At 50.3% G+C, this 11,482-nt stretch carries 8 protein-coding genes; all 8 read right to left on the minus strand.

Annotated features, from left to right (window positions below; translation table 11 throughout):
• Nucleotides 1-32: 32 nt before the first annotated feature.
• The 8 genes from ABC831_RS05635 to ABC831_RS05670 all read right to left on the minus strand — a co-directional run bounded on the left by ABC831_RS05635 (nucleotide 33) and on the right by ABC831_RS05670 (nucleotide 11,465).
• Complete coding sequence (locus ABC831_RS05635) at nucleotides 33-1,535, minus strand: response regulator transcription factor (protein ID WP_343247272.1); 1,503 nt, start codon at nucleotides 1,533-1,535, stop codon at nucleotides 33-35.
• On the minus strand, nucleotides 1,528-3,282 hold the full coding sequence (locus tag ABC831_RS05640) for a sensor histidine kinase (RefSeq protein WP_343247273.1): 1,755 nt from the start codon (nucleotides 3,280-3,282) through the stop codon (nucleotides 1,528-1,530). The genes ABC831_RS05635 and ABC831_RS05640 overlap by 8 nt, the downstream gene beginning before the upstream one ends.
• A 397-nt stretch (nucleotides 3,283-3,679) precedes the next feature.
• On the minus strand, nucleotides 3,680-5,038 hold the full coding sequence (locus tag ABC831_RS05645; protein WP_343247274.1) for an ADP-ribosylglycohydrolase family protein: 1,359 nt from the start codon (nucleotides 5,036-5,038) through the stop codon (nucleotides 3,680-3,682).
• Nucleotides 5,035-6,705: a hypothetical protein gene (locus tag ABC831_RS05650; protein ID WP_343247275.1), complete on the minus strand. Its 1,671-nt coding sequence runs from the start codon at nucleotides 6,703-6,705 to the stop codon at nucleotides 5,035-5,037. Before ABC831_RS05650 ends, ABC831_RS05645 begins: the two co-directional genes overlap by 4 nt.
• Before the next feature lie 27 nt (nucleotides 6,706-6,732).
• Nucleotides 6,733-7,569: a carbohydrate ABC transporter permease gene (locus ABC831_RS05655; protein ID WP_343247276.1), complete on the minus strand. Its 837-nt coding sequence runs from the start codon at nucleotides 7,567-7,569 to the stop codon at nucleotides 6,733-6,735.
• On the minus strand, nucleotides 7,566-8,447 hold the full coding sequence (locus ABC831_RS05660) for a carbohydrate ABC transporter permease (RefSeq protein WP_343247277.1): 882 nt from the start codon (nucleotides 8,445-8,447) through the stop codon (nucleotides 7,566-7,568). Before ABC831_RS05660 ends, ABC831_RS05655 begins: the two co-directional genes overlap by 4 nt.
• A 123-nt stretch (nucleotides 8,448-8,570) precedes the next feature.
• Nucleotides 8,571-9,833: an ABC transporter substrate-binding protein gene (locus ABC831_RS05665; protein WP_343247278.1), complete on the minus strand. Its 1,263-nt coding sequence runs from the start codon at nucleotides 9,831-9,833 to the stop codon at nucleotides 8,571-8,573.
• 21 nt (nucleotides 9,834-9,854) lie between these two features.
• A complete protein-coding gene (locus ABC831_RS05670; protein ID WP_002569232.1) occupies nucleotides 9,855-11,465 on the minus strand; it encodes a recombinase family protein in 1,611 nt (536 codons plus the stop codon).
• Between the last annotated feature and the right edge of the window lie 17 nt (nucleotides 11,466-11,482).

The raw sequence follows: 11,482 nt of genomic DNA on the forward strand, positions 1-11,482 counted from the left end.
CGCTTATGGAGAATGTAAGAAAGAAAAATTTTCTATGGATTATTGGAAACTCTTTTTCGATACTCCGAAGGTGCCATTCCCTCCTGTTTTTTAAATATCTTAGAAAAATACATGGAATCCTGATAACCGATCTCCTCTGCGATCTTCTTCAATGAGATCTCCGGCACCGCTGACAGCAGTTCCTTTGCTTTCTTCAAGCGCAGTCTCTGAAGGTATTCATTGGGCGTACATTCATAATGTTCCCGGAAAATAGACCGCAGATAGATCGGCACAAATCCGAACCGTTCCTGGAGGACGGCACTGGTAATCTGTGTGGCGAACTGTTCTTCCAGATACTTCTTCATCTCCCAGGCCAACGCCTTTTTATTGCCCCCCTCACTGACATTGAAGCGGAAGCAGTATAAAATCACTTCCTGCAGTCCTTCTTCGATTTCCTGCAGGTCATACCCCTGTTCCATCACCTTCAGAATGTCTTCCTCCAGATCGGCATAGGCGCACTCACAGTTGGCCCTTCCGCAGATATTCTGGAAAAAACGTTTGATGTTGTCCACCAGCACGCTTCTGATATCCCCCGTCAACTCTAACTCATGGCGCAGCGCACGGGAAATCCCTTCGATACTGTTATAAACCGCAACGAAACCGCTGTCCCTGGGCCTGCTTTGCAGGGCCTCAAAGTCCTCCCGCCGTTCACCAATATGCATAGGGAAAAAGCCGGAAGCCGATATCCGCATGTTTTTCTTAGCCAACCGTCCCAGTTCTTCATAGGCCCTGTGAATCTGACCCATAGCAACAGGTGTCTCCCCTAAGATAGCCGTCACAGGCACCCCCTCTTCCTGATCCAGCTGTTGTATGAGCGTCCTTATTCTCCTGCTCACACCCGTAACCGTTTCTTTAACCAGCAGGATCCACTCCGCCTGGTATCTCCCATTGATCAGCCAATAGCTTTCGGCTGGAAACTCCCGTCCCAGCAGCTCACGGATTCTTTTTACACGCTCTTTTTGCCGGACGGTCATAAAATAGCCTTCGTCTGTCATCTGGTAGGTCCCGGCCCAGAAAGCTCCGATATAATACTTTTCCCCGTCCAGTCCCAACCCGCTCTTCGCACTGTCCTCTCCTAACAACAGATGCTCATGAAGTTCCTGCATCCGTTTATAATCCCTGGCCTGAAACTCGTCCTCCAGTTTATCAAGCAGATCCGCCAGTTTTTCCTTGTTCAAAGGCTTTAGCAGGTATTCTTTCACCCCATAGCAGATCGCCTGCTGGGCATAGGCGAATTCCCGGTAACCGCTTACTATGACGGTTACCACCTGCAGCTTTTGATCCTGGATATATTTTAATACCTCCATACCGTCCAGCACCGGCATGTTGATGTCCAGAAACGCCAGCGAGATTTTGTGGTTTTTAAGCGCCTCGATCGCTTCCTGCCCGTCCGCAGCCCTGGCTGCCACGTGAAAAGCCACGTTCAGCTTCTCGATATTATTACTCAGGTTCCTCAACAGGGGAAGTTCATCTTCCGCCACCAATACTTCAATCATTCTTCAATCCTCCGATACACACCACTGCGCCCTCGCTCCCGATTCCAGGCATCTTAATTTCAAAAAGCATTGCATTTCCATAATTCATCCACAGACGCATCATCACATTGATCAGCGACAACCCGCCGATCTTCAGATTCTCCATCATTTCCTTGGGCTTCTTCGTCTGTATCAGGGAAAGCTGCCTGCTGATCTCTTCCATCTGCTCCTGATCCATGCCCACACCGTTATCCCGCACTTCCAGATACCAGTTCCTCTCGTCTTCATAGCATCGGATTTCGAGCTGCCATGGAAACCCCTTCTTCTTAAATCCATGCCGGAAACAATTCTCCACCAGAGGCTGCAGGACATACTTGGGAATCTGTATCCGGCAGTCGATCCCGGAAGAGATCCGGTACTCAAATTTGTCCTCGTAGCGCACTTTCATAAGATCCAGATAATTCTCGGCATGCCTGATCTCCTCCTGCACCTGTACCCGGGCATCGCCGTATTCGGTGTTGTACCGGATCATCTCCGACAGCTTCTGGCACATAAGGACCGCTTTTTCATTTTCCCCCTCATCTGCCAGCGCCCCGATGACAGCGATGGCATTGTGGATGAAATGAGGGTCCATCTGGGCCTGTAATGCCAGCAGCTGGGCGTTGAGCTCACTGGTCCTGGCGAGAACCACTTCGTCCATGGACTGGCGCAGATTTCCCATCATCTGATTAAATGCCGTTTCTATGTGGGCAAATTCATCATAACCGCCTTCCAGCACAAGTCCTTGTTCCGCTCCTCCACCCTCAATTTTCGTTACCGATTCACACAACTTTATGAGCGGGCTGGTCAGCCTGGTCAGAATCGATTTCTGTATGATAAACACTCCGCCGGTCAATACAATCAGCACGGCCAGGATGGTGAGCATCATATTCCGCATGAACACCGCCTGTCCGCTGTTATCCCGCTCCATCTCTATCTGAATACCATATTTCTCTATCGGAACGGCCCGGCGGATAATTGCCTTATCTTTCACCGACTCGGGAATCTCTCTGTCCGAGCCGAACAGAAACTCTTTGCTCTTAAGATCCTTCACGCAGAAATATTCGGTGTCGGCCCCGGTGTTGAGCATCCTGCCCAACACTGTTATGGATAACTGCACCTCCACATAACCAAGAGGGGTCCCCCTTAACATTGGGTCTTCCTGGATCGCGCGGATCACCGACACGTATCCCGGATTTGATTTCAATGTCAGCCGGTCCTCCCGGCAGTTTTCGTAAAGGCTGTATATCCCATCCTGCGCCAGTTCCTTCTCTATGTTGTCTATGCGATCCGATCCAAGGTATTCCACCACTTTTTCATTGTCCACCGCATTACCTGTATAGACAAAATCCCCGTACCGGTTATAGATACATACGCGGCTGGCCACATCTGTCTTCAGGATATAAGACCACATAAATTCATGGATACGCTTCGTCTCCACCACTTCACTCTGAAAATAATTGTCAGGATTCTGAACATCCAGATCTTTTAATACACCCACTATGTAATTGTTCGTGCTCAGCTGCAGGGCGATACTGTCCAGCATTTCGATAGAAGTCTCCATCCCGCTACTCACCTTCTGGATCGTGCGCTCCATCTCTTCCGCATTTTGGTCCGAACGGATATCCAGATAATACCAGAGAAAGGAAACCAGAAATACCATGATGATGGCTCCGATCACGCATACGTTGGTGAGAAGCAGTTTAAAGCGGAATTTGTATTTGCGCATCTTTCATCCTCCCTCATTGGACTTTATCCTGATATCTTCTGTATATGGCAGGCACTTTCCCATTTTATCATAAGCAGCCCTGTTTGGCGAAATAGTTCTGAATTTAAGTATAACAGATCTCTATAAAAAGTGGATATTTATTGCTTTGATTCCTGTGGATGTGTTTTGGGAGAGCTTAACCGCAGCGGACATTCCAGTATAAATAGAGTTCCGCTTGCGGAACTCTCCGCCTGCGGCGGGCCGCGTAAGCGGCATCTTCCTTTCCTCCGCAGTGCGATCCCCGCGGAGCGTTTTATTTCATAGGAGCACTTTCCCATGAAATAAAGAATATCCCACCCGTCCTTTTATGACTTGTGGGATACTCTCCATACATTCCTGTTCACTTATACATTCCTGCTCACTTATCAATTACCGCCATAGTCCTGTCCACCAGCTCCCTGATGCTGATCTGATGAAATCCTGACACTCCGGTTTTCAGCGAATCTCCAACCGGCTCCTTCCAATGATCCGGAATCCTCTCAAAGCCTGCGGCCAGGCCCACGATGGAGCCCACGGTCGCCCCGTTACAGTCCGTATCGAATCCGCATTCCATAGCGATTCCGAGACTCTTCTCAAAATCCAGCTCCCCATACAGTAGGGACAGAGCCACCACAACCGCGTTGCTGATGGTGTGGCACCAATCGTGGCTGCTGGTTTCATCAAACTGATTATGCAGCTTCTCAATGACGTCTCCCAGGCCAACTCCCATCCTGTAGTCCTTTCGCACCTGTTCGAGTGCGCTGTACAGACGGCTGGTGACCGGGATCTGCGCTGTGCCCGCCTCCAGGATCTTTTCCGGCTCCCGGACCGCATAAGCCGCAGCCAGCATGGCCGCTACGAACATTTCCCCATATATACCGTTCTTCACATGGGATATCCTGGCATCCTTCCAGGCAAGGGAAGCTGCCCGTTCCGGGTCCCCAGGGCATACATATCCGAAGATATCCGCCCGGATCTGCGCACCGATCCATTCCCGGTAGGGATTTTTCCACCAGCCGCACCTGGGAGCCTCTATCAGATTCCCGATATTGCGGTAAGCCACCCGCTCCGATGTGGAGACATGTCCCATCGGGAGGCTGGTAATCCATGTCCATGCCACATCATCACTGGTAAACTCATATCCGTATTCTTCCAGCACCTTTAATCCCAGAGCCGTGTAGTTGGTATCGTCATCTTCGGTCATCATGGTCACATTGTTGATCCAGTGTGTAATATTGTCGCAAAAAGCATTTTCCCCATCATTGGAAACCTGATATTTATCAATAATCTCCCGGGGTACATCGGAGGAAAGGAAATGCCGGACCGGATAATTATCCGTATCCGCCAAAAATCCCCTGATTCTGTCCCGATGCCATCCCTCGATCGGCTGTCCCAGCAGGCATCCGGCACAACGCCCCACCCACGCGCCATATATTTTATCGAAGAGCTGCTCTTTTGGGACGATCCATTTCTGAGGCCTTATCTTCTCCCTCAGCTTTCGGATCTCTTCCAATTCATCCGGTTCCTGATGGGGACAGGTTTCCCTGACCGGAAGGGCTTCGATCTCTTCCAGCAGCCGGTACGCCTTCTCCTCTCTTTCCTTCGTATATTCCGGAAGCTTTAAGATTTCAGCAGCCGGTTCTTTATACGCCGATACATCTTTCCCTTCTTCTTCGGACTGGATCAGTTCCACCGGCAGATACTCCGCATAGGTCATCCACTCTGTATTTTTAATCATAGCACTCTCTCCTCCTCTTTATAATCCTCTTCCTTAGTCCCGGTTACCCCCGGGGAATCCTCCGTCAAGTCCGGAAAAAAGCACAACCTTTTCCCGGAGCTGTCCATACCTGTAATCCGGTTGCCTTCATAGCGGACATGGAACCGATGATCCCGGAATTGGTATTGAATACGAACCGGGTCGAATGTCATCGGAATCCGGACCGGAACATGCAGCGGCAGATCATACAGATAAAGCCATCCGCCGCTCATATCCCAGCGGATCTTCTGCCGGTCAAGCGCAGCCGAAAGCGGCTCTTCCCGGATCCCCTGATGCAGACGGATACGCGCGCTGAGCGGTCTTTTCACCATGATTTCCGCATTTCCATCATGTTCGTAGGGACTCCGGAAGCGAAGCGACGGATCTTCCCTATCAAACAGCAGATTCACATCGGCGATTCCTTCCTGATAGCGGACCACATGGCCGTATGCCTGACATAACCCGCTCACACCGCCGCCCACGATATCCCAGTTAAAAGACATCTGGCTGCCTGGTTCGTATTCATGACCGTAAGGGCAGGGAAACCCAAATGCCCCCTGCATCCTGCTGCCGAACCGGTCGGTAGCAGGGTCTTGGGCAACTTCATCCGGAAGCCAGCTTACGTCCAGAAGCTGGGACGGCAGCACGTGTCCGCGGATCATGCGGTCGGCCATATCATAATATTCCGGATATCCCGCTCTGCCCAGACACAGACATGCCTCCATCAGATCACAGGTGTTATTGATCTCTCCCACCAGATCGTCGGGCCTCCCCGCATTTTCCAGGCACCAGCCGAAATCCAGGGCGATCTGACCGAATCCATTTTCAAAAAACGCCCGCACCCGGTCCAGGATCTGACTGTCATGCAGAAGATCTCCCAGCATCGCCACCCCGGATATGGTCGAGGTCGTCGAGTGGATATGTCTGGCAAACAGATCCGCATCAAAGGTTCCGTCCTGGCGCAGCATGACACAAAAACAGGTCTTTGTCAGACGGATGGCCTGACTTAACGCCTCCGGCAGCGGCCATTCCCGGTATAGGCGCACCAGAGCGCCGATATACCGCCCCAATGTGGACGAAAACCGGTATACCTCGGCAGAATCGCTGGCCCCGCACATCACTTTTCCACCGCGTTCCTTTTCATACTGCTCGGTTTTCCACATTCCGGTATCAAAATCTGCATAGGTATCCACCATTTGAATCAGGTGTACCGCCATTTTCTTCGCCTGCTCATCATCCGGATTTCTCTTTATCATAGAAGTAAAGGCATACATTGCTTCCCGAAGATTATGTAAATCACACAGAGGGACTTCTTCGAATGTATTCAGATCCAGATTGGCCGGCATACCTGTTTGATTATCAAATATGTGAAATGCCCAGTACCTCAGATGCTCATAGATTTCCTCCGGTACTGCCTCCCCGGTTATAAAAGATGCATTCACCAGAGCGTCCCACCATCTGCCCATGGTGTGCACCGCGCTGTAGCTTTCATGGTGGCTGTTTCCCAGGCGTTCCTCTTCGACATAATTATAGAAATAGGGCAGATACCGCCTGGCCGGATCATACCATGTCAGCATCGGCCGCATGCCCTGCCGGATCGCCAGCATGAGGTCAGAATCGTTACTCTTCACATACTTGGGATATTCCATTTGCTTTTCCTCCTTCTCTGCTTCTCTCTATCCCTTCACGCTTCCCGAGGTCATCCCCTCCACGAAAGAATCCTGCATCAGGAAATAGATGACCACAATCGGCAGGATTGAAATAATTGCCGCCGCGTAGATGAATCCGAAATCACTGCCGCTCTTTCCCACGAAATTATAAAATCTCAGCGAAACTGTCCGCATTGACTCCTGCTGCAAAAAGGTATTGGAGAACAGGAATTCATTCCACGTATTCACAAAAACGATCAGCAGGACACTGGTAAAGATCGGCTTGGCTAACGGCACCACATTGTATATAAAATTCTGCATTTCCCCGGCGCCGTCGATCCGGGCGGCTTCGTCCAGTTCTTTTGGCAGTCCCTCGAAAAATGCATACATGAACATAAAATTAAAACTGATATTGATTGCCGAGTAAATCAGTATCATCCCCAGATGGGTATTGACCAGATTGATTTTATAAAAGAAAAAGAATAAGGGTACGATAATGGCAAATGTGGGCACCGCCAGGCCTGCCACGAAGTATGTGTGAAAGAACCGCGGAAAGAAGCAGTGCATCTTGGTCAGTCCGTACACCGCAAATGCCACGATCAGGAGTACAATGACAGAGGAACCGATACCGATCACCAGACTGTTCCCGTATGCCTGCAGATATCCTCCCTGCACCCATGCCTGGACATAATTGGAGAAATCCAGGGATACAGGCAGGCCCACCAGCTGTCTGCCGATCTCTTCATTACTTCTCATGGAATTGAGCAAAACCACTGCCAGCGGTACAATCTGCAGCAGTGTGATGACTGCCGCTATGGTTAACTTCACCGCCTTTGACCGTTTCTTCTTCTGTGCTAATGTCATAGCCGCTCCCTCCCTCTTCTCTGTACCAGTTTCAGCAGGAAATACACGCCCAATGCCAGCAGACAGACGCTAAGGCTTAATGCGGAACCGTAGCCTGCTTCAAAATTGATGAAAGTCGTCTTATAGATTCTGGTGGAAAACACTTCGGTGGCTCCAGCCGGCCCGCCCTGTGTCATTATCCACACATAGTCAAAGGTCGTGAACGCAGCAATAATGACAAATACAAAATAAGATACGATCGTCGGTTTGATCTGGGGAAGCGTGACATTCTTAAGAATCTGCCAGGAGTTAGCCCCCTCCAGCTGCGCTGCCTCGTACAATGCCGCATCTACCTGATGCAGTGCCGACATCATCAGTACCAGCACGAATCCCCACCAGTGCCAGTTATCCACAAAGGCCGCCGCATAAAGCGCCTGGTGCTCATTCCCCAGGGGAGCGAAATCCGCCAGGCCTTTGATTCCAATCTGCTCAAAAAAGGAGCCGATTCCCGAATAAGGGCTGTAAAAGATGGAAAATATTTTGCCGGCCACCGTGGCGCTGACCACATAGGGCAAAAAACACAGGGAACGGAAAAACAGCTGGATTTTACCGATTTTCGTAAAAATCAAAGCCATACCTAACCCCAGAATCAGGGGAACAATCAGGAAAATAGACATCCATATCACATTGTTTTTAAGGGCGAAGAGAAAATCATAATCGGTAAGCATCCGCCGGAAATTATCCAATCCGTTAAATTGCGGCTCACTCAGGCCGTTCCACTGGGTAAACGCATAGTAAAACATCGAACAGGCCGGAATCAGAACGATGCTAAGGTGAACCAGAAACGCCGGCAGGATGAAGCAGGTACCTTTTATTTTCTTCTTGATGAGTCCGTTCATGAAATATCTCCTTTCATAAAACTGAAGTTTCGGGTTCTTCTTCCCTCAGAGCAAGAGCACCCTGTTTGGGAAGAAAAAAAGGCTGCGGTGTGTATCCGCCGCAGCCTCCCCGTATATGCCCTGTCATCCTGCAAACACATAACCATCCGCCAGATCCTGTTCCAGGCACTCTTGTGCTTTGAGCAGGAAGGTATCCAGATCCATCTGATCATAGAATACTTTATCCAGGTTATCGTTTAAGAACCACGCCGTCTTCGACGGATAGAACCCCCAGGGTGCATAGCCGACAGATTCCGCATTCATATTCTGATCCTGCACATCCAGTGTCGTGCGGATCTGATCCGGCATATCTTCGGGATAGTTGGATGCATCGATGGAGCGGGCGGGAGTGGAGAATCCAGCAGCCACTGCCTGCGCGCATTTCTCTTCATTCATATAAAAGTCCATCATCAGCTCCACACACAGGTCCGGATATTTGGTATCCGCATTGATTCCGATGGCTTCACCGAGGGTGATGGCGGAAGCCGCCGGCATACCATCCTTCATGGACGGCCACGCACATTGTCCCCATTCAAACTCCCAGGTCCCGGGAGGGGTGTCAACAAGAGTCAGCCAGGGTCCCTCAAAGTTAAACACTGCCTTCTGATTGGTAAACAACGTCCTTGCCTCATCATTTTTAATGGCCCCGCTCTTTTTGTCATTGATATAACCCGCATCCCAGTCCGCTTTTAACAGCGCGAACGCCCCTTTGATGTCCGGGTCATCGAATCCGATCTCTCCTTTTAACAGCTGCGCTGTCTTTTCGCCTCCCGCATAGCAGGTGATATAATGCTCATAGGGCCAGGTCAGCAGAATATTTTCTCCAGAATAGCCGAAAGATACCGGTATCAGACCGGCTGCCAATGCCGCATCACATATGTCCACAAACTCCTGCCTCGTTTTTGGTACATCCTTGCCGAGCTGGTCAAGGAGTGTTTTATTATAGGTCATGGCCGTCGCTTCCACCGAGTGGGGAAGGGCATACATTTCTCCCTTGTATTCCGTAGAATCGATCGCCCAGTCAAACATGAAATCATCCATCCCGTACTGCTCCCGGTAAGGCTCAATATTCAGCAGATGGCCCGTGGAGGCAAAATCCGGAATATCGATACTGTCCATATAGAACATGTCCGGTCCGGCTCCTGCCCCGATCTGTACCCGGATCGTATTCTGAAGGTCGGGAATCCCCTGGAAATTCACTTTCACATCCGGGTGTTTTTCCTCGAAGGGTTTGATTACATAATCCTGCCAGACCTGCTGCTGGCTCTCTTTAATATTTACTGATGTGCGATAAAGAAGTAATAGAAGTGTAAAAAATTTTGCCGTTCCTATCCGGCACTTGCGCATTGTGTCGGATAGGTCGGGCGGTTATTCGGGCAAGTCCACCTTGCCAACAAAAGAATAATAAATCTCAATGTCCTGTCTGCGGGTCTTGTTCTCGTCATAGCTGCACTCATGCACAACGATTTTCTCTACAAACTCCCGCAGCAGAGTAGGGGTAAGTTCTTCAAAGCTGGTATGCCGCCGGACAACATTCATAAACTTTTCTGCGTTCACGGTGGCTTCCTGTGCTTTGGAAAGCTCCGCTTGAATAGCAGCGGCTCTTTCTTTCAGCTCCCGTTGCTCTGCTTCATAGTCTGCCGACAGCTCTGTGAAACGCTCGTCTGATATGCGCCCGGTCACGCTGTCCTCATACAGCCGCTTGAAGATAGCGGATAACTCGGCTATGCGTTTCTCGGAGGCTTCCAGTTCCTTTTTCTTGGCGGCGTTCCTGCGTTTGCCCCCGTCCTCGTTCTGCTCAATCAAGAGTTTCATAAACCGGGCTTCATGCTTTGCCGCATAGCTGGTCACTTTCCGCAGATTGGAGAGTACACCAGCGGTCAAGAGGTCGGTGCGGATAAAGTGCGCCGTACAGTCATGGGTGCGTTTCTTGTAGTTGCCGCAGATATAACAGTCCTGCTTGCGCTTGTCCGTCTGGTATCGCTGCTGATACATCACGCTGCCGCAGTCCGCACAGAACAGTATGCCGGAGAACAAACCCACTTCATCATAGCGGTTTGGGCGTTTGCGCTGTTTGCGAAGCTCCTGCACCCGTTCCCATGTTTGGGTGTCTATGATAGGCTCGTGGTGGTTCTCGAAAATCACTTGCTTTTCCGGGGGATTTTCTACACTGTGCTTGACTTTGTAAGAAAGTTTTTCTGTCTTGAAATTTACCAGACAGCCTGTGTATTCCCGGTTTTCAAGGATATGCACTACGGTATTGGTCGCCCACTTGCACTCATAGCCGGGGTGGTAGCGGCGGGTGCTGCCCGTCCTGCGGTATTCAAGCGTTCCCGGCGTGGGGATTTGCTGCTCTGTGAGCATACGGGCTATCTTGGTCGGACCATTCCCGGCAAGACAGAGGTTGTATATCTGCTTGACTACGGGTGCAGCTTCCTCGTCAATAATGAAATTTTCATCCTCGTCCATGAGGTAGCCATACACAGGCTTGCTTGTGATGGGCTTGCCATTCATGCCTTTTGAGCGTTTTACTGCTTTGATTTTCTTGCTCGTATCTCTCACCAGCCATTCGTTAAAGATATTCCGCAGCGGGGCAAAGTCATTGTCGCCCTGTGCGCTGTCCACTCCGTCATTGATAGCGATGAAGCGGACACCTTTCTGTGGGAAAATCATTTCCGTGTACATTCCCACTTGCAGGTAGTTTCGCCCTAACCTCGACATATCCTTTACGATAACTGTCCCGACTTTTCCGGCTTCAATGTCCGCAAGCATGGCTTGAAAACCGGGTCTTTGAAAGTTCGCACCAGAATAACCGTCGTCCGTGTACCAGCGCAGATTGGAAAAGCCGTTCTGCTTTGCATAGGTTTCAAGGATACGCTTCTGATTGGAAATGGAATTGCTTTCGCCTTGCAGCTCGTCCTCATGGGATAGTCTTGGGTAAAGGGCGGTAATTGGTTGTTGGTTGGTCTGTCTTAACATAAAATCCTCCGTTTCCG

It is taken from the genome of Diplocloster hominis (assembly GCF_032380655.1).
Taxonomy (GTDB): domain Bacteria; phylum Bacillota; class Clostridia; order Lachnospirales; family Lachnospiraceae; genus Diplocloster; species Diplocloster hominis.